The organism is Stutzerimonas chloritidismutans, assembly GCF_020783375.1.
GTDB lineage: Bacteria > Pseudomonadota > Gammaproteobacteria > Pseudomonadales > Pseudomonadaceae > Stutzerimonas > Stutzerimonas kunmingensis.
This window is the reverse complement of sequence record NZ_CP086067.1, coordinates 989,182-1,008,436: the sequence shown is the minus strand read 5'-3', so window position 1 is coordinate 1,008,436 and position 19,255 is coordinate 989,182. Positions and strand designations below refer to the sequence as shown.

At 65.7% G+C, this 19,255-nt stretch carries 15 protein-coding genes; 13 read left to right on the top strand and 2 right to left on the bottom strand.

The genetic code is table 11. The annotated features are described in order from the left end of the window. Positions 1–28 precede the first annotated feature (28 nt). Both LLJ08_RS04600 and LLJ08_RS04595 read right to left on the bottom strand, forming a co-directional pair. Positions 29–1,711 (bottom strand): AMP-binding protein, encoded by a 1,683-nt coding sequence (locus LLJ08_RS04600; protein WP_228208315.1) that lies wholly within the window; start codon positions 1,709–1,711, stop codon positions 29–31. A gap of 305 nt (positions 1,712–2,016) precedes the next feature. Then, positions 2,017–3,039, bottom strand: coding sequence for an apurinic/apyrimidinic endonuclease family protein (locus tag LLJ08_RS04595; protein WP_221102722.1), 1,023 nt, complete (start codon positions 3,037–3,039; stop codon positions 2,017–2,019). A gap of 316 nt (positions 3,040–3,355) precedes the next feature. Here LLJ08_RS04595 and LLJ08_RS04590 point away from each other — a divergent pair, with 316 nt between their 5' ends. The 13 genes from LLJ08_RS04590 (at position 3,356) to LLJ08_RS04530 (ending at position 19,188) form a co-directional block, all read left to right on the top strand. Further along, positions 3,356–4,519 carry an isovaleryl-CoA dehydrogenase gene (locus tag LLJ08_RS04590; protein ID WP_228208314.1) on the top strand — a complete coding sequence of 388 codons (1,164 nt, stop codon included), beginning with the start codon at positions 3,356–3,358 and terminating at the stop codon, positions 4,517–4,519. 114 nt (positions 4,520–4,633) lie between these two features. Continuing rightward, positions 4,634–6,241, top strand: coding sequence for a carboxyl transferase domain-containing protein (locus tag LLJ08_RS04585; RefSeq protein WP_228208313.1), 1,608 nt, complete (start codon positions 4,634–4,636; stop codon positions 6,239–6,241). A gap of 57 nt (positions 6,242–6,298) precedes the next feature. Then, the gene (locus LLJ08_RS04580; protein ID WP_228208312.1) at positions 6,299–7,096 is read left to right on the top strand and encodes a gamma-carboxygeranoyl-CoA hydratase; all 798 of its coding nucleotides are present in this window, start codon (positions 6,299–6,301) and stop codon (positions 7,094–7,096) included. A gap of 448 nt (positions 7,097–7,544) precedes the next feature. Then, positions 7,545–9,446, top strand: coding sequence for an acetyl/propionyl/methylcrotonyl-CoA carboxylase subunit alpha (locus LLJ08_RS04575; protein WP_228208311.1), 1,902 nt, complete (start codon positions 7,545–7,547; stop codon positions 9,444–9,446). A gap of 162 nt (positions 9,447–9,608) precedes the next feature. Then, complete coding sequence (locus tag LLJ08_RS04570; RefSeq protein ID WP_228208310.1) at positions 9,609–10,508, top strand: hydroxymethylglutaryl-CoA lyase; 900 nt, start codon at positions 9,609–9,611, stop codon at positions 10,506–10,508. An 86-nt stretch (positions 10,509–10,594) separates the two neighbouring features. Continuing rightward, positions 10,595–11,290 (top strand): CoA transferase subunit A, encoded by a 696-nt coding sequence (locus LLJ08_RS04565; RefSeq protein WP_003294550.1) that lies wholly within the window; start codon positions 10,595–10,597, stop codon positions 11,288–11,290. Between the two features lie 4 nt (positions 11,291–11,294). Beyond that, entirely contained in the window at positions 11,295–11,924 is a 630-nt protein-coding gene (locus LLJ08_RS04560) for a CoA transferase subunit B (protein WP_003280093.1), read from the top strand. A 244-nt stretch (positions 11,925–12,168) separates the two neighbouring features. Beyond that, the gene (locus LLJ08_RS04555; protein WP_228208309.1) at positions 12,169–13,350 is read left to right on the top strand and encodes an acetyl-CoA C-acetyltransferase; all 1,182 of its coding nucleotides are present in this window, start codon (positions 12,169–12,171) and stop codon (positions 13,348–13,350) included. 77 nt (positions 13,351–13,427) lie between these two features. After that, positions 13,428–13,826, top strand: coding sequence for a MerR family transcriptional regulator (locus LLJ08_RS04550; RefSeq protein WP_014597531.1), 399 nt, complete (start codon positions 13,428–13,430; stop codon positions 13,824–13,826). Positions 13,827–14,236: 410 nt separating this feature from the next. After that, positions 14,237–15,322, top strand: a complete 1,086-nt coding sequence (locus LLJ08_RS04545; RefSeq protein WP_110776094.1) for a TRAP transporter substrate-binding protein — start codon at positions 14,237–14,239, stop codon at positions 15,320–15,322. 172 nt (positions 15,323–15,494) lie between these two features. After that, positions 15,495–16,097: a TRAP transporter small permease subunit gene (locus LLJ08_RS04540; RefSeq protein WP_042922371.1), complete on the top strand. Its 603-nt coding sequence runs from the start codon at positions 15,495–15,497 to the stop codon at positions 16,095–16,097. Between the two features lie 16 nt (positions 16,098–16,113). After that, positions 16,114–17,481, top strand: coding sequence for a TRAP transporter large permease (locus tag LLJ08_RS04535; RefSeq protein WP_228208308.1), 1,368 nt, complete (start codon positions 16,114–16,116; stop codon positions 17,479–17,481). A 207-nt stretch (positions 17,482–17,688) separates the two neighbouring features. Further along, positions 17,689–19,188: a sigma-54 interaction domain-containing protein gene (locus LLJ08_RS04530; protein WP_228208307.1), complete on the top strand. Its 1,500-nt coding sequence runs from the start codon at positions 17,689–17,691 to the stop codon at positions 19,186–19,188. The last annotated feature ends 67 nt before the right edge of the window (positions 19,189–19,255 follow it).

Here is a 19,255-nt window from a genome sequence, read left to right as displayed (position 1 = left end):
CCGGCCGGGCGAACCCGGCCGGTGCCGGTCAGTGCTGTTCGCTGATGCCCAGCTCGACCACGCTGATCTCGCGCATGCGGAACTTCTGCACCTTGCCGCTGATGGTCATCGGGAAGTCGTCGACGAACCGGATGTGCCGCGGCGTCTTGAAGTGGGCAATGCGGCCCTTACAGAACTCGCGCAGCGCCTCGGCCTCGACCTGATGGCCCGGGTGCAGCTTGACCCAGGCGACGATCTCCTCGCCGAACTTGCTGTCCGGCACGCCGATCACCTGCACGTCGGCCACCGCCGGATGGGTGAAGAGAAATTCCTCGATTTCGCGCGGGTACACGTTCTCGCCGCCGCGGATGATCATGTCCTTGTTGCGGCCGACGATCTTGATGTAACCCTCATCGTCCATTACCGCGAGGTCACCGGTGTGCATCCAGCGGGCGCCGTCGATGGCATCGCGGGTGGCGTCCGGGTTGTTCCAGTAACCGAGCATCACGCTGTAGCCGCGGGTGCACAGTTCGCCGATCTGCCCGCGCGGCACCACCGCGCCGTGCTCGTCGACGATCTTGCTTTCCAGATGCGGCTGCGTGCGGCCGACGCTGGTCACGCGACGTTCCAGGTCGTCGTCGGCGCTGGTCTGGGTGGAGACCGGGCTGGTTTCGGTCATGCCGTAGGCGATCTGCATTTCCGCCAGATGCATGTCGTCGATGACGCGCTTCATGACCTCTATCGGGCAGGTGGAACCGGCCATGATGCCGGTGCGCAGGCTGCTGAGGTCCAGCGACTGGCGCTCCGGGTGATCGAGCATGGCGATGAACATGGTCGGCACGCCGTACATGCCGGTGGCCCTTTCCTCGGCCGCGGCCTGCAGCGCCGCCAGCGGTTCGAAGGCGGCGCTCGGGTAGATCATGGTGGTGCCGTGGGTGACACAGCCGAGATTGCCCATGACCATGCCGAAGCAGTGGTACAGCGGCACCGGGATCACCAGGCGGTCGTGCTCGGTCAGCCTGAGGCTCTCGCCGACCATGTAGCCGTTATTAAGGATGTTGTAGTGGCTGAGCGTGGCGCCTTTCGGAAAGCCCGTGGTGCCGGAGGTGTACTGGATGTTGATGGGGTCGTCGAACTGCAGGCGTTCGCCGCACTGGCGCAGCTGTTCGGGGCCGACCTGCTCGGCCATCTCCATCAGCGCCTGCCACTGGAGCATGCCGTCCACCGGCTTGTCGCACAGGCTGATCACCCCGCGCAGCTCCGGCAGCATATGACTCTGCAGGGCGCCGACAGCGGCGCTTTCCAGCTCCGGCAGCAGCTCGTGGAGCATGGCGTGGTAATCGGAGGTCTTGAAGGCATCGGCGCAGATCAGCCAGCGGCAGCCGGATTGCTTCAAGGCGTACTCGAGTTCGCTGAGGCGGTAGGCGGGATTGATATTGACCAGCACCACGCCGATCTTCGCCGTGGCGAACTGGGTAATGCACCACTGGGCATTGTTCGGTGACCAGATTCCCACTCGTTCGCCAGCTTGCAGTCCGAGGGCCAGCAGGCCACGCGCGCAACGGTCCACCGCCTCCGCCAGTTCCGCCCAGGTGTAACGCAGCTGCTGATGGCGCACCACCAGGGCCTCGCGCTGGGGAAAGCGCTCCACGGTACGGTCGAATGCCGCGCCGATGGTCATGGGCAACAGGGGTTTGCTCTGCGGTCCGCAGGTATAGCTCGGAAGACTCATGACGATTTTCCTCAGTCTTATGTTTGTTATGAGGCGTGCTCGCAAGGGTGCTGGCGCTGCTGACAGTCACCCTAGGCCACGATTACGTTAACGTAAAGGTAACTAGCTGACAATATGTCGCAGGGTAGGCGAAAGTCGAGGAGCTCGAGCAGTCAAATGGCCATTATCTGGTGACGAATAACGGGGTCAGCCGCGGCCAGATCGGCGCTGACACGACGTGTCGGAAGGCATGCCTGATCGGCGCAAAACGGTTGCGCCAGAGCCTCTGCAACGATGCCGCGCATGCGTCTGCCGAAGACGCCTCGTCAGGCGCCTACACGCTGGTACTCGTGATGGAAGTCCAGCGCGGCGAGGTTCTTGTCCTTGGCTTCGAGCATGATGTCGAAGCGATCGAGAAACTGAAACGCATAGCGATTCGTCCAGTGGTTCCACATGCGTTTGCTATGCGCATAGAGGTCGCGCTTGTTGACCTGCTCCAGCAACTCGGGGATTTCCAGCTTCTGCTCCGGCGCGAAGCCTAGCTCCATCAGGCTCTCCTGCGGCTGCGAGTAGTGCATGGTCGGCCGTACGCCGCGCCAGCTTTCCAGAACGCGCTCGATGCGCGGGTCGTCCGGCTCGATGTAGCGGCCCTCGTGAATCCAGCAGTGATGGATATCCAGCACCACCGGCGCGAGGTCCGCGAGGCTCAGGCAATCGTCCAGGCCATAGGTCTTTTCATCGTTCTCGAAGGTGATGCAGTGGCGCGCCTCGCTCGACAGGCGCGGCCACACGGCACGCACGCCGTCGGCGCCGAGCCGCCCGGCGATATGCAGGTTGCATTTGAAGTCCTGGAAGCGCCGGCCGTAACCCATCATGCGGATCATGTCGGCGTGGTATTCGAATTCCGCCAGGCTGTTTTCCACCACCTGCGGCTTGTCCGATCCCAGCACGCAGTACTGGCCGGGATGCATCGACAGGCGGATTTCGTTGGCCCGTGCCAGTTCGCCGATCGCGGCGAAGCCAGCCTCGAGGCGGTTCCGTATCTCGGCGCGACGGTAGAACGGCGCGATCTCGGCATGGCTGTAGAACGGCAGCAAGTCGCTGGACAGGCGCAACATGCGCAGCATCGGCGGCAACGTGGCGACGTATTCGAGCAACACCCGCTGGGCATTCAGGTTGTGCTCGACGATCTCCTCCAGCCTCGCCTCGGCCGCGGCGCGACCGACCGAGGCCATCCAGCGCAGCGTGGTGCTGCGCGGATTGAAGGTGCGCTCGATGCGCTCCAACTCCTTCAGCGAGAGGCTCTGTTGCGGGTGGCGATACATGCAGGCGAAGCCGATGCGGGGCATGGAGTTTTCTCGTCGTGGCAGGCCGGCGTTGCGGCCACTGCCTGTTTAGTCCCGCCAGCCTCCAGCCAAGTGCCGCTCCACCGACGAAACACCACCGCCCCCCAGCCGGCGACCACACCTTGACGGGCCTATGCTTGCGGCATGCCGACTTGGCGGTGTGTTGACAGACCCGCAGCGGACCTTTACGTTAACGTAAAGCAGCGAGCGATCATCCATGTCGATGACGTCAGACCGCTACCAGAGCGCCGGCCTGCACTCCGCCGGACGAACGAATCCTCTGAAAACAGAACAATTACAAGACAAGCAGGTGGCCCCAATGAACTACTCCAGCCTCAATTTCGCCCTCGGTGAAACCATCGACATGCTGCGCGAGCAGGTCCAGGCCTTCGTCGCCGCCGAGATTGCCCCGCGCGCCGAAGCCATCGATCAGGACAACCTGTTCCCGGCGGACATGTGGAGAAAATTCGGCGAGATGGGCCTGCTCGGCGTGACCGTCTCCGAGGAGTACGGCGGCGCCGGCCTCGGCTACCTGGCCCACGTGGTGGCGATGGAAGAAATCAGCCGCGGCTCGGCCTCGGTCGCCCTCTCCTACGGCGCCCACTCCAACCTGTGCGTCAACCAGATCAACCGCAACGGCAACCCCGAGCAGAAGGCCCGCTACCTGCCCAAGCTGATCAGCGGCGAACACGTCGGTGCGCTGGCCATGAGCGAGCCGAATGCCGGCTCCGACGTGGTCTCCATGAAGCTGCGCGCCGAGAAGCGCGGCGACCGCTACGTGCTCAACGGCAGCAAGACCTGGATCACCAACGGCCCGGACGCCAACACCTACGTGATCTATGCCAAGACCGACCTGGACAAGGGTGCGCACGGCATCACCGCGTTCATCGTCGAGCGCGACTGGAAGGGTTTCTCCCGCGGCAACAAGTTCGACAAGCTCGGCATGCGCGGCTCCAACACCTGCGAGCTGTTCTTCGATGACGTCGAGGTGCCGCAAGAGAATGTGCTGGGCGCCGAGAACGGCGGCGGCAAGGTGCTTATGAGCGGCCTGGACTACGAACGCGTGGTGCTGGCCGGCGGCCCGACCGGGATCATGCAGTCCTGCCTCGATGTGGTGGTGCCCTACATCCATGACCGCAAGCAGTTCGGCCAGAGCATCGGCGAGTTCCAGTTCATCCAGGGCAAGGTGGCGGACATGTACACCCAGCTCAATGCCAGCCGCGCCTATCTGTATGCCGTCGCCCAGGCCTGCGACCGCGGCGAGACCACCCGCAAGGACGCCGCCGGGGTGATCCTCTACACCGCCGAAAACGCCACGCAGATGGCCCTGCAGGCGATCCAGATCCTCGGCGGCAACGGCTACATCAACGAATTCCCCACCGGTCGCCTGCTGCGCGACGCCAAGCTCTACGAGATCGGTGCCGGCACCAGCGAAATACGCCGCATGCTGATCGGCCGCGAGCTGTTCAACGAATCCAGGTGAGCCTGCGGGCGGAAAGAACGCCCCCAGCCTCGTAGGGTGGAAAACCGCGAAGGGTTTTCCGCCGCAGTCGGTGGATGGCAGAGCCATCCATGATGGAATTGAACGGAGCCAACCATGGCCATCCTGCACACCCAGATCAATACCCGTTCGCCGGAGTTCGCCGCCAACAGCGCGGCGATGCTCGAACAGGTGAACGACCTGCGCGCCCTGCTCGGCCGCGTCAGCGAAGGCGGCGGCGCCACCGCCCAGCAGCGCCATGTCTCGCGCGGCAAGCTACTGGTGCGCGAGCGCATCGACTGCCTACTCGACGCCGGCTCGGCCTTTCTCGAACTCGCGCCGCTGGCTGCCCATGAGGTGTACGGCGAAGACGTCGCCGCCGCCGGTGTCGTCGCCGGTATCGGCCGCGTCGAAGGCATCGAGTGCATGATCATCGCCAACGACGCCACCGTGAAAGGCGGCACCTACTACCCGCTGACGGTGAAGAAACACCTGCGCGCGCAGACTGTCGCCCGCGAGAACCGCCTGCCCTGCATCTATCTGGTGGACTCCGGCGGCGCCAACCTGCCGCGCCAGGACGAGGTGTTCCCGGATCGCGAGCACTTCGGCCGCATCTTCTTCAACCAGGCCAACATGAGCGCCATGGGCATTCCGCAGATCGCCGTGGTCATGGGCTCCTGCACCGCCGGTGGCGCCTATGTGCCGGCGATGGCTGACGAAACCATCATGGTGCGCAACCAGGCGACCATCTTTCTCGCCGGCCCGCCGCTGGTAAAAGCCGCCACCGGCGAGGTGGTGACCGCCGAGGAACTGGGCGGCGCCGATGTGCACTGCAAGACCTCGGGCGTTGCCGACCACTACGCCGAGAACGACGAGCACGCGCTTTCCATCGCCCGCCGCTGCGTGGCCAACCTCAACTGGCGCAAGCTCGGCCAGCTGCAGACCCGCGAGCCGCGCGCACCGCTGTATGCCGCCGACGAGCTGTACGGCGTAATTCCGGCGCAGGCCAAGCAGCCCTATGACGTGCGCGAAGTGATCGCACGGCTGGTGGACGGCAGCGAGTTCGATGAATTCAAGGCGCTGTTCGGCACCACCCTGGTCTGCGGTTTCGCCCACCTGCACGGCTACCCGATCGCCATCCTCGCCAACAACGGCATCCTCTTCGCCGAGGCGGCGCAGAAAGGCGCGCACTTCATCGAACTGGCCTGCCAGCGCGGCATCCCGCTGCTGTTCCTGCAGAACATCACCGGCTTTATGGTCGGGCAGAAATACGAGGCCGGCGGCATCGCCAAGCACGGCGCCAAGCTGGTCACCGCCGTGGCCTGCGCCCAGGTACCGAAGTTCACCGTGCTCATCGGTGGCAGCTTCGGTGCCGGCAACTACGGCATGTGCGGCCGCGCCTACGATCCGCGCTTCCTGTGGATGTGGCCCAACGCGCGCATCGCCGTGATGGGCGGCGAACAGGCCGCCGGGGTGCTCGCCCAGGTCAAGCAAGAGCAGAGCGAGCGTGCTGGCAAGAGTCTCGCCGACGATGAGGTGGCGGCCATCAAGCAGCCGATCCTCGAACAGTACGAGCGCCAGGGCCATCCCTATTACTCCAGCGCGCGGCTGTGGGACGACGGCGTGATCGACCCGGCGCAGACCCGCGAGGTGCTGGGGCTGGCGTTGTCCGCCGCGCTGAATGCGCCGATCGAGCCGACCCGCTTCGGCGTGTTCCGCATGTAATCCGTGCCGCCGGCAGCCGAACGCGCCGGCGACTGCAGTCGCATCGAGGATGCCGAGATGACCGATTTCCAGACCATCGAACTGAACAAAGACGCGCGCGGCGTGGCCACCCTCTGGCTCAACCGCGCGGACAAGAACAATGCTTTCGACGCCCGGGTGATCGGCGAATTGAACGCGGCCCTGGCCCAGGTGCAGGACGATGCGAGCATCCGCTTCCTGATCCTGCGCGGGCGCGGCAAGCATTTCTCCGCCGGCGCCGATCTGGGCTGGATGCGCGAGTCGGCCAAGCTCGACTACCAGGCCAATCTCGCTGATGCCCATGAACTCGGCGAGCTGATGCAACGCCTCTACCAGCTGCCGCAGCCGACCCTGGCCGTGGTGCAGGGCGCGGCCTTTGGCGGCGCCTTGGGGCTGATCGCCTGCTGCGACATGGCCATCGGTGCCAGCGATGCGCTGTTCTGCCTGTCAGAAGTACGCATCGGCCTGGCCCCGGCGGTGATCAGCCCGTTCGTGGTCAAGGCCATCGGCGAGCGCGCCACCCGCCGCTACGCGCTGACCGCCGAACGCTTCGACGGTAAGCGTGCCCGCGAACTCGGCCTGCTCGCCGAGACCTACCCGGCCAGTGAACTGGACGCCGCGCTCGAGCAGTGGGTCGACAACCTGCTATTGAACAGCCCGCAAGCGCTCAAGGCCTGCAAGGACCTGCTGCTGGAAGTGGGTGATGGCGATTTCAGCGCCGACCTGCGCCAGACCACCGAACAGGGCATTGCGCGCCTGCGCACCAGCCCGGAAGGTCAGGAAGGCCTGAGCGCCTTCCTGGAAAAACGCACGCCCGCCTGGCAGGAGCGCGCGTGATGACTGGGCTGCTGTGGGGTGCTCGCTCGTATACGTTGTCGCGTACGCGCGGTGAGAGGGTTGCGTTGTGTGGTGGTCGGGCGATGGTGCAAGTCCTCGACACCGCCCCCTCACCCCAGCCCTCTCCCCAAAGGGGTGAGGGGGTTGGTCTGTGCAATGGCTGGACGGGAGTGCACGTGCGTAGCATCGCCCCCTCACCCCAGCCCTCTCCCCAAGGGGGCGAGGGGGTTTGGCCGTGCGGGGTCTGGAGCGCGATGCAGTTGCAGCCAAAAAACCAAAGCGCACCACACGGCCACCGCCACGACGCTCGGCCTGCTGCCTCCATCCGGCAAGCCGCCGACAACCAAACCACATCATTCCTCCGCCTCACTCCGTCATCCCCTCGCCCCTCAGGGGAGAGGGCTAGGGTGAGGGGAAACCCACTGAAGGCCACGCAGGAGCCACAACAATGATTACCACCCTCCTGGTTGCCAACCGCGGCGAGATCGCCTGCCGCGTAATGCGCACCGCCAAGGCCATGGGCCTGACCACCGTTGCCGTGCACAGCGCCATCGACGCAACGGCGCGCCATGCCCGCGAGGCCGATATCCGCATCGACCTGGGCGGCGCCAAGCCGGCCGAGAGCTACCTGCGCATCGACAAGCTGATCGAGGCGGCCAAGGCCAGCGGCGCCCAGGCGATCCACCCGGGCTACGGCTTCCTCTCGGAGAACGCCGAGTTCGCCCGCGCCATCGAACAGGCCGGGCTGATCTTCCTCGGCCCACCCGCCTCCGCCATCGACGCCATGGGCAGCAAGTCCGCCGCCAAGGCGCTGATGGAAGAAGCCGGCGTGCCGCTGGTACCGGGCTACCACGGCGAAGCGCAGGACGTGGAAACCTTCCGTGCTGCCGCGGAAAAGATCGGCTACCCGGTGCTGCTCAAGGCCACCGCCGGTGGCGGCGGCAAGGGCATGAAGGTGGTCGAGCGCGAGGCGGACCTGGCCGAGGCGCTGGCGTCCGCGCAGCGCGAGGCGCAGTCGTCGTTCGGCGATTCGCGCATGCTGGTCGAGAAATACGTCCTCAAGCCGCGCCATGTGGAAATCCAGGTCTTCGCCGATCAGCACGGCAACTGCCTGTACCTGAACGAACGCGACTGCTCGATCCAGCGCCGCCATCAGAAAGTGGTTGAAGAGGCGCCGGCGCCAGGCCTCTCCCCCGAGCTGCGCCGCGCCATGGGTGAAGCTGCGGTAAAGGCGGCCAAGGCCATCGGCTACGTCGGTGCCGGCACGGTGGAATTTCTGCTGGATGCCCGTGGCGAATTCTTCTTTATGGAAATGAATACCCGCCTGCAGGTCGAGCACCCGGTCACCGAAGCCATCACCGGCCTCGATCTGGTCGCCTGGCAGATTCGCGTCGCCCGCGGCGAGCCGCTGCCGATCAGCCAGGAGCAAGTGCCGCTGATCGGCCATGCCATCGAGGTACGGCTGTACGCCGAGGATCCGGACAACGATTTCCTCCCCGCCACCGGCACCCTCGATCTCTATCGTGAAGCGGCGGATGGCCCGGGCCGTCGCGTCGACAGCGGCGTCGCCGAGGGCGATACCGTGTCGCCGTTCTACGACCCGATGCTCGGCAAGCTGATCGCCTGGGGCGAGAACCGCGAGGAAGCGCGTCTGCGCCTGCTGGCCATGCTCGACGAGACCGCCGTCGGCGGCGTGCGCACCAACCTCGCGTTCCTGCGCCGCGTCGTCGGCCACCGCGCCTTCGCCGAGGCCGAGCTGGATACCGGCTTTATCCCGCGTCACGAAAGCGAATTGCTGCGTCCGGCTGGCGAGCTATCCGATGCGTTTTGGCAGCAGGCTGCGGAGTGCTTCGTGCAGACCGAACCGACCAAGGTACGCGGCGACGATGCCCATTCGCCGTGGTCCAAACGCGACGGGTTGCGTTTCGGCATGCCGGCGCAGATCAGCCTGCACCTGCAGTGCAATGGCGAAAGCCGCCGGCTGAAGGTCGATCCGGCAGCGCCGCAGCCAAACGTCCGCACGCCCAAGGCGATCCGCCAGGGCGATGCGCTGTATCTGCAGTGGAACGGCGAATGGCTGGCCGTGCGCGCCTTCGACCCCATCGCCGAAGCCGAAGCGAGCCACCAGCATCAAGGCGGCCTGACCGCGCCGATGAACGGCAGCATCGTTCGTGTACTGGTGGAGGCCGGCCAGCATGTCGAAGCCGGCACCGCGCTGATCGTGCTGGAAGCGATGAAGATGGAACACAGCATCCGCAGTGCCCAGGCAGGCGTGGTCAAGAGCCTGTTCTGCAGCGAAGGCGAGATGGTCAGTGAAGGCGCGGTGCTGCTGGAGATGGAAGAGGCCTGAAGGATGCACAAGGTGGACAAGGCTTCGCCATTGTCCACCCTACGCACGAACGCAAAGCCGTAGGGTGGAAAACGCCGCAGGCTTTTCCACCGGTAGCCGGACGCCTCGGCTGACACACATGAACCGGCGAGCCCGCCAATCGCGCTCGCCCCTGGAGGACATATGAGCCTGCCCAAACAGGTCCGGATGGTCGAAGTCGGCCCGCGTGACGGCCTGCAGAACGAGCAGCAGCCGATCAGCGTGACGGACAAGGTGCGCCTGGTGGACGACCTCAGCGCCGCTGGCCTCAGCTATATCGAAGTCGGCAGCTTCGTCTCGCCCAAGTGGGTGCCGCAGATGGCCGGCTCCGCCGAGGTCTTTGCGCAGATCCAGCACAAGCCGGGCGTCACCTACGCGGCGCTGACGCCGAACATGAAGGGCCTGGAGGCGGCCATCGAGGCCGGCGTGAAGGAAGTCGCGGTGTTCGGTGCAGCATCCGAAGCCTTCTCGCAGAAGAACATCAACTGCTCCATCGCCGAGAGCCTGGCGCGCTTCGCGCCGCTGATGGAGGCCGCCCGCGAGCAGGACATCCGTGTGCGGGGCTACGTTTCCTGCGTGCTCGGCTGCCCCTACGAAGGTGAAGTGGCGCCAGCCAAGGTCGGCGAAGTCGCCCGCGAACTGTATGCCATGGGCTGCTACGAGGTTTCCCTGGGCGACACCATCGGCACCGGCACACCGGGCAAGACCCGCACCCTGTTCGATACCGTCGCCCGCGAGGTGCCGCGCGAACGGTTGGCCGGGCATTTCCACGACACTTACGGCCAGGCGCTGGCGAATATCTATGCCAGCCTGCTGGAGGGCATCGCCGTGTTCGACAGCTCGGTCGCCGGCCTCGGTGGCTGCCCGTACGCGAAGGGAGCCAGCGGCAATGTCGCCAGCGAAGACGTGCTGTACATGTTCAACGGTCTGGACATAGCCACCGGCATCGACCTCGACAAGCTGATCGCCGCCGGCCAGCGCATCAGCCAGCTGCTGGGGCGGGCCAACGGTTCGCGGGTCGCCCGCGCCAGGCAGGCCGGTTAGCGGCACCGATTTTGCTAAACCCTATTCGTCGGGCGGCCACCTATCGGACCACCCGGCACAGACAGAACAACAAGTAGAGGTAATTCATGAACAAGATTTACCCCAGCGCCGCCCACGCCCTGGAAGGCCTGGTCGAGGACGGCATGACCATCGCCGTCGGCGGCTTCGGCCTGTGCGGCATCCCCGAGCAGCTGATCGCCGCCCTGCGCGACAGCGGCAAGAAAGACCTGACTGCCATCAGCAACAACGCCGGCGTCGACGGCTTCGGTCTCGGCCTGCTGTTGGAGACGCGGCAGATCAGCAAGATGGTTTCCTCCTACGTGGGTGAGAACAAGGAGTTCGAGCGCCAGTACCTGGCCGGCGAGCTGGCCCTGGAATTCACCCCGCAGGGCACCCTGGCCGAGAAGCTGCGTGCCGGCGGCGCGGGCATCCCGGCGTTCTACACCAAGACCGGCTACGGCACGCTGGTGGCAGAAGGCAAGGAGACCCGCCAGTTCAACGGCGAGTGGTACGTGATGGAAGAGTCGCTGACCGCGGACCTGGCCCTGGTCAAGGCATGGAAGGCCGACAAGGCCGGCAACCTGCTGTTTCGCAAGACCGCGCGCAACTTCAACCCGCTGGCAGCGATGGCCGGCGAGGTCTGCGTCGTCGAGGTGGAGGAGATCGTCGAGACCGGCGAGCTGGACCCGGACCAGATTCACCTGCCGGGTATCTACGTGCATCGCATCGTGCACAACCCGAACCCGGAAAAACGCATCGAAAAACGCACGGTGAGGAGCTGAGACCATGGCCTGGACACGTGAACAGATGGCGCAACGCGCCGCCCAGGAGCTGCAGGACGGCTTCTACGTCAACCTCGGTATCGGCCTGCCGACCCTGGTAGCCAACTACATCCCCGAAGGCATGGACGTCTGGCTGCAGAGCGAGAACGGCCTGCTCGGCATCGGCCCCTTCCCGACCGAGGAAGAGATCGACCCGGACCTGATCAACGCCGGCAAGCAGACCGTCACCGCCCTGCCCGGCTCGAGCTTCTTCGACAACGCGCAGAGCTTTGCCATGATCCGCGGCGGCCACATCAACCTGGCCATCCTCGGCGCCATGCAGGTGTCGGAAAAGGGCGACCTGGCCAACTGGATGATCCCCGGCAAGATGGTCAAGGGCATGGGCGGCGCGATGGATCTGGTAGCCGGCGTCAAGCGCGTCGTAGTGCTGATGGAGCACACCGCCAAGGGCGGCGCGCACAAGATCCTGCCGGCCTGCGACCTGCCACTGACTGGCCTCGGCGTGGTCGACCGGATCATCACCGACCTCGGCGTACTGGACGTCACCGAGCAGGGCCTGAAGCTGGTCGAACTGGCCGAAGGCGTCAGCTTCGATGAGCTGCAAGAGGCTACCGGCAGCCCGATCCAGCGCTAAAGCCAGGGTGCGGGAGGGACGCCGGCGCCTACCTCGCCCGCTGTGTCTCCCGCCCGATCGAACGCCGCGAACCAGCTGCGTGCCAGCACTGGCCAGTCACTTAGGCGCCCGTATACTGCGGCATTGACTGGCCCGCCAGGCCGCTTCCCCCCTGTCGTTCGAGGTCACCCTTTCCCGGAGCCAGGCCGTGTGCCTGATCCTCGCGTTACGCCCCGGCGTAGCGCCTTTTTATTCGGAGTCCGTCATGCAAGACGTCGTCATCGTAGCTGCAACCCGCACCGCCATCGGCAGTTTCCAGGGCTCGCTGGCCAATGTGCCGGCAGTCGAACTGGGCGCCACCGTGATCCGCGCCCTGCTGGAAAAGACCGGTATCGATCCGGCCCAGGTCGATGAAGTCATCCTCGGCCATGTGCTCACCGCCGGCGCCGGACAGAACACCGCGCGCCAGGCCTCGATCAAGGCCGGCCTGCCCCACGCCGTACCGTCCATGACGCTGAACAAGGTCTGCGGCTCGGGCCTCAAGGCCGTGCATCTGGCCGTGCAGGCGATCCGCTGCGGCGATGCCGAAGTGGTCATCGCCGGCGGCATGGAGAACATGAGCCTGGCGCCCTACGTTCTGCCCGGCGCACGCACCGGCCTGCGCATGGGCCACGCACAGATGGTCGACAGCATGATCACCGACGGCCTGTGGGATGCCTTCAATGACTACCACATGGGCATTACCGCAGAGAACCTGGCCGACAAGTACGGCATCGACCGCGCCCAGCAGGACGCCTTCGCCGCGCAGTCGCAGCAGCGTGCCGCCGCCGCCATCGAGAGCGGCCGCTTCGATGCCGAGATCACCCCGGTCATGATTCCCCAGCGCAAGGGCGAGCCGCTCGCCTTCGCCCGTGACGAGCAGCCCCGCGCCGGCACCACGGCCGACTCCCTCGGCGGCCTGCGTGCGGCGTTCAAGAAGGACGGCAGCGTTACCGCCGGCAACGCTTCGACCCTCAACGACGGCGCCGCCGCGGTGGTGCTGATGAGCGCCAGCAAGGCCGAAGCCCTGGGCCTGCCGGTGCTGGCGAAGATCGCCGGCTACGCCAACGCCGGTGTCGACCCGGCGATCATGGGCATCGGCCCGGTCACCGCCACCCGTCGCTGCCTGGACAAGGCCGGCTGGACGCTGGCCGAGCTGGACCTGATCGAAGCCAACGAAGCCTTCGCCGTGCAGGCGCTGTCGGTGGGTAAGGAATTGGGCTGGGATGCCGATAAGGTCAACGTGAACGGCGGCGCCATCGCCCTCGGCCACCCGATCGGCGCCTCGGGCTGCCGCATCCTGGTGACCCTGCTGCACGAGATGCAGCGCCGCGATGTTCGCAAGGGCCTGGCAACACTGTGCATTGGTGGTGGCCAGGGAGTAGCCTTGGCAGTCGAACGCCCCTGAGCGCACCGTCGCGGCAGGGCATGCTGGCAGACACGCGCCCGGTTCGCCGGGCGCGACAGAGGATGATCGGAAGAATCATGGCGAAACAGACCTACAGTATTTCCGACCTGGCCAATGAGCTGGATATCACCACTCGCGCCATCCGCTTCTACGAAGAACAGGGCATGCTCACGCCGACCCGCCGCGGTCAGGAACGCATCTATTCACCCAAGGATCGCGTCGCGCTGAAGCTGATCCTGCGCGGGAAGCGCATCGGCTTTTCGCTGGCTGAATGCAAGACGCTGATCGAGCTCTACGACCCCAAGGCCGGCAACCAGAAGCAGCTGAACATCATGCTGCAGATGATCGCCGAGCGGCGCCAGCAGCTGGAGCAGCAACTGCTCGACATCCAGCAGATGCAGCTGGAGCTGGACACCGCCGAGGAGCGCTGCCGCAGCGCCCTGGAAAGCACCCTGGCCAAGCAAGCCGCCAGCTGATCGCACACCCTCCGCTCTACTCCTTTCATCTGGCGTCGCGCCCCGCGCAACGCCGGATTTTGTTTGTCCAGCAGTCAGTCATTGCTGACGTCCATGAAACTGGACATGTTCCAGAATTCCAGACACCGCCGCATGCCTACCTGAAACGTGTCTGCCGCAGCGGACACCGCCATCGCCCTGCAAGCATCCGAATGCCGCTGCAGACCGCGCCTTTCCTCGATCGCGAGTGATAGGCACAGAACCTGCAATCCACCCTGCGACGCCAGAACAAACCAAAGAACAAGACTGGCGCCGGATCGGCAGCATCGGCTCGGCCTCTGTTCTTGTTCTGGCCTGTTAACGCCTCTCGACCCACGGGCGGTTACGCGTCCGCCCTCGGGCACCAGAACAACAACAAGAAGGAAACCTGCATGTCGACCAAGAACAAACTCTCCCGTATCGCCTGCGCCATCGGTGCCACCACCCTGCTCGGCGCCAGCCTGCTCAGTGGCGTCGCCAGCGCCGCGGAAAAGATCCGCTGGCAGGTGCCGCTGGCCTTCCCCTCCCACCTGATCGGCCTCTCCACTCCGGTCAAGCACCTCTCCGAATCGCTCAAGGCCGTGTCCGGCGGCGATATCCAGCTGCGCTACTACGAGCCGGGCGAGCTGGTGCCGCCGTTCGAGATCATGGATGCGGTGAGCAGCGGCAAGTACCCGGCCGGCTACACCTGGATTGGCTACGACCAGGGCACCATCCCGGCCCTGCCGCTGTACTCCGGCGCGCCGTTCAACATGGAGCCGCCGGCGCACCTGGCCTGGTACTACCAGGGCGATGGCAAGAAGCTGCTCGAGGAGATCTACGCCGAGCGCAATATCCACCCGATGCTGTGCAGCATCATCGGCCCGGAAGGCGCCGGCTGGTTCGCCAAGCCCATCGAGAAGCTGGAGGACTTCGATGGCCTGCGTATCCGCTTCGCCGGCATCGGCGGCAAGGTGCTGGAAAAGCTCGGCGCCTCGGTGACCATGGTGCCGGGCGGCGAGATCTACCAGGCGCTGGAGCGCAAGACCATCGACGCCACCGAGTTCTCGCAACCGGCGGTGGACAAGATGCTCGGCCTGGACCAGATCATCAAGAACTACATCATGCCCGGCTGGCACCAGACGCTGACCACCTCGCACCTGCTGGTGAACAAGGACGTCTGGGACAAGCTCGCACCGGAAAGCCGCGCACTCATCGAGATGGGTTGCGAATCGGCCACCCTCAAGGGCTTTGCCGAAAGCGAGTGGGCCCAGCCGACCGCGCTGCGTGACTACCAGAAGCAGGGTGTGAAGGCCCAGGTGCTGCCCGAACCGGTACTGCGCGAGCTGCAGAAGGTCACCGACGAGGTGCTCGACGAGATGGCCGCCAAGGACGAGATGTTCAAGCGCGTGCTGACCAGCCAGCGTGAGTTCATGCAGCACCACTCGATCTGGCACGGCATGGGCTATCTGCCGCGCGACTTCTACAAGTACGACTGACAGCTGCGCGCTGTGGCCTGTGCGGTGAGTGGGTTGAGGCAATGAGCAGCAACGCTGTATCGGGGCCATGGGCGCCGAAATTGACCAACCAGACTTACCAAACAGGCCACTAACCCGCGCGCACGGCAGCGTGCCCGCCTCCTACCCCTGTGCCGAGATTCCGAGGTCCGCCGTGTCCTTCAAGCCCGTCTCTCCCGATGCGCCAGCGCCCGACGCGCTGCCGTACAACCGCATCTCGCGGCCGCTGGATCGCCTGCTGGTGGCCATCGGCGAAGCCAGCGCCTGGCTCTGGCTGGCCGTGCTGCTGGTCGTGCTGGCCAATGTGTTCAGCCGCTTCGCCCTCTCGCGTGGCTCCATCGCGCTGGAGGAAATGTCCTGGCACCTGTTCGGCGCCGCGCTGATGCTTGCCCTCGCCTATGCCGTAGTGCGCGACGACCATGTGCGCGTCGATGTGCTGAGCGAACGCTTCAGTCTGCGCAGCCGCGCCTGGATCGAGCTGGTCGCCATCGTGCTGCTGGCCCTGCCGGTGATCGCGCTGATGATCGATGCGCTGATTCCCTACGCCTACAAGGCCTACCTCTACAACGAGCGCTCCCAGGCACCCAGCGGGCTGCCCCATCGCTTCATCTTCAAGAGCGTGCTGCCCATCGGCCTCGCCCTGGTGGCGCTGGCGCTGCTGTCCCGCGCGTTGCGCTGCAGCACCCTGCTGTTCAATTTCCCGCGGGCCCTGACGGCCCCCTCGGACGAGCGCGACCGCACTCGTTCGCAGCCCTGATGGAGTAGTCGCAATCATGGGTCTGGAAGAAATCCTCGTCATCGCCATGTTCGCCAGCTTCATGGGCCTGCTGCTGCTCGGCTTCCCGGTCGCCTGGTCGCTGGCCGGCATCGGCCTGCTGTTCGCCGTGGTCGGCTATGTGCTGGTGGAACACTTCGACGCCAATCTCTGGTTTACCTGGGACGGCACCATCGGCGTGCTCGACGCGCGCATCTACGGCATCGTCGCCAATGAGCTGATGGTGGCCCTGCCGCTGTTCATCTTCATGGGCATCATGCTCGACCGCTCCGGCATCGCCGAACGCCTGATGCACAGCCTGGTGCGCGTGCTCGGCCCGCTGCGCGGCGGCTACGCGGTGACCGTGGTGGTGGTCGGCATCCTGCTCGCCGCCTCCACCGGCATCGTCGGCGCCTCGGTGGCGCTGCTCGGCATGCTCTCCATCGGGCCGATGCTGCAGGCCAACTACAACAAGAGCTTGGCGGTGGGCACCGCCTGCTCGGTGGGCACGCTGGGCATCCTCATCCCGCCGAGCATCATGCTGGTGCTGATGGCCGACCGCCTCGGCACCTCGGAAGCCTCGGTGGGCAAGCTGTTCATGGGCGCGTTGATCCCGGGGATGATGCTGGCGCTGGCGTACATCCTCTACATCGTGGTCGTCGCCTGGCTGAAAAAGGACTTCGCCCCGGCCCCGGTCAACCGGCCGAAGCTCGACGCCCGTGCCCTGCTCGACGTGTTCTGGGCCGTGGTGCCGCCGCTGGCACTGATCTTCGCCGTGCTCGGCTCGATCTTCTTCGGTATCGCCACCACCACCGAGGCCTCCGCCGTCGGCGCCTTCGGTGCACTGTTGATGGCAGCGGCCAGCCGCCGGCTGAACCTGCCGGTGCTCAAGGATGCGCTGTACCAGACCAGCCGCACCGCGGCGTTCATCTTCGGCATCTTCATCGGCGCCACGGTATTCGCCGCCGTGCTGCGCGGTCTGGGTGGCGATGACGTGATCCGCGCCGCGCTGACCGGCCTGCCGTTCGGCCAGACCGGCGTGCTGCTCACGGTGCTGGCGATCACCTTTCTGCTGGGGTTCTTCCTCGACTGGGTGGAGATCACCCTGATCATCCTGCCGCTGGTGGCGCCGGTGCTGTTCTCCATGGGCGTCGATCCGCTGTGGTTCGCGATTCTCTTCGCGCTCTGCCTGCAGACTTCGTTCCTCACTCCGCCGGTGGGCTTCGCCCTGTTCTACATCAAGGGCGTCTGCCCGCCAGGCATCACCACCCGCGATGTCTACCTCGGCGTGCTGCCGTACATTGTCATCCAACTGATCGGCCTGGCACTGGTGTTTTACTTCGCCCCGCTGGCCACCTGGCTGCCCAACGAAGTGTATAGCCCCTGAAAACTACCTGCGTTGGCAATACTGCGTTAGAACCGGCCTCAGAATGCTCATTTACAACACGTAAACTCCGCTTCTTCGGCCGCTTCTGCCTTGTCTTGCCTGCCTCGGCATCGTTTTCTCCAGCGTCTCCAACTTCCTCCGGCTGCCTTGCCCGTGGCAGCCGGGGCCAACCATAATCGGTCGCCCCAGAACGGACCCTGACTGCCCATGAGCATTGCCCGCGACGCACTCGACAACCACGGCCTGATCGTCGGCGTATCCCCGGAACGCTTCCGTGCCGTGGCCATGCCGCTGCTGTTCGATCACCTGAACGCGCAGTGCGAGGGCACTATCGCGGTCAACCGCCAGGCGCGCATCGTCTGGATCAACGACAAGTACGCCGAGAAGGTCGGCATTCGCGATCCGGCCAGCGTGCTCGGCAAGGAAATCGAAGAAGTCCTGCCGGCCAGCCGCCTGCGCGAGGTGGTGGAAAGCGGCCTGCCGAGCATCATCGACCTGATGGCCTTCGGCGACGAGCACTTCGTCGTCACGCGCATTCCGCTGCGCGACGAGGACGGCACCCTGGTCGGCGCGCTGGGCTTCGTGCTGTTCGACCGCGCACGGCATCTCAAACCGCTGATGTCCAAGTACACCAGCCTGCAGACCCAGCTGGTCGCTACCCAGAACGAACTGGCCAAGGCGCGCCGGGCGCGCTACACCATCGCCGGCTTCATCGGTAACAGCCCGGCCGCCAGCGAGATCAAGCGCCAGGCGCGGCGCGCCGCGCAGCTCGATGCCACCGTGCTCCTGCGCGGCGAAACCGGCACCGGCAAGGAGCTGCTGGCCCAGGGCATCCATAACCTGTCGCCACGGGCGCGCGGCCCCTTCGTCGCGGTCAACGTCGCGGCGATCCCGGAAAGTCTGGTCGAGGCCGAACTGTTCGGCACGGCCCCCGGCGCCTTTACCGGCGCCGACCGCAAGGCGCGCATCGGCAAGTTCGAGGTGGCCAATGGCGGCACGCTGTTCCTCGACGAGATCGGCGACCTGCCCCTGCCGCTACAGGCCAAGCTGCTGCGCGTGCTGCAGGAACAGGAGGTCGAGCCGCTCGGCTCCAATCAGGTCAAGGCGCTCAACGTGCGGGTGATTGCCGCGACGCATATCGACCTGGAAGCCAAGGTCACCGCCGGCCAGTTCCGCGACGACCTCTACTACCGCCTCAACGTCCTCGCCCTGCGCGTGCCGCCGTTGCGCGAGCGCGCCAGCGACATCCCCGCCGTGGTCGAACACTTGCTCGACGACATCGCCAACCGCTCCGGCCAGCCGCCCATGGAGCTGAGCCCCGAAGCGCTGGCGCTACTCTGCGCGCAACCCTGGCGCGGAAACGTGCGTGAGCTGGGCAACCTGCTGGAGCGCGCGCAACTGTCCGCCGACGGCCCGCAGCTGCAGGCGGCACACTTGATGCCATTGCTCGGCGATCAGGCACGCCCGGTAGACGCCAGCAGCCATCTGGCAGCCGTGTCTCCACCTGCTCAAGCCGCAGCGGCAGCCAGTCTCGAAGAACTGCCGCTGCAACCGCTGGCCCAGACCATCGCCCAGGCCGAGCGTCGCGCGCTGCAGAGCGCACTGGCCGCCTGCAAGGGCAACCGCCGGCGCGCCGCGATGGAGCTCGGCATCTCCCGCGCCAGCCTCTACAGCAAACTGCAGCAGCATGGCCTGAGCCAGCGCTGAGCGGTCTAATCCGCGGCTTGGCCGTCGTTGACGACGCGGCAATGTCACAGCGGCTGATCTACATTGG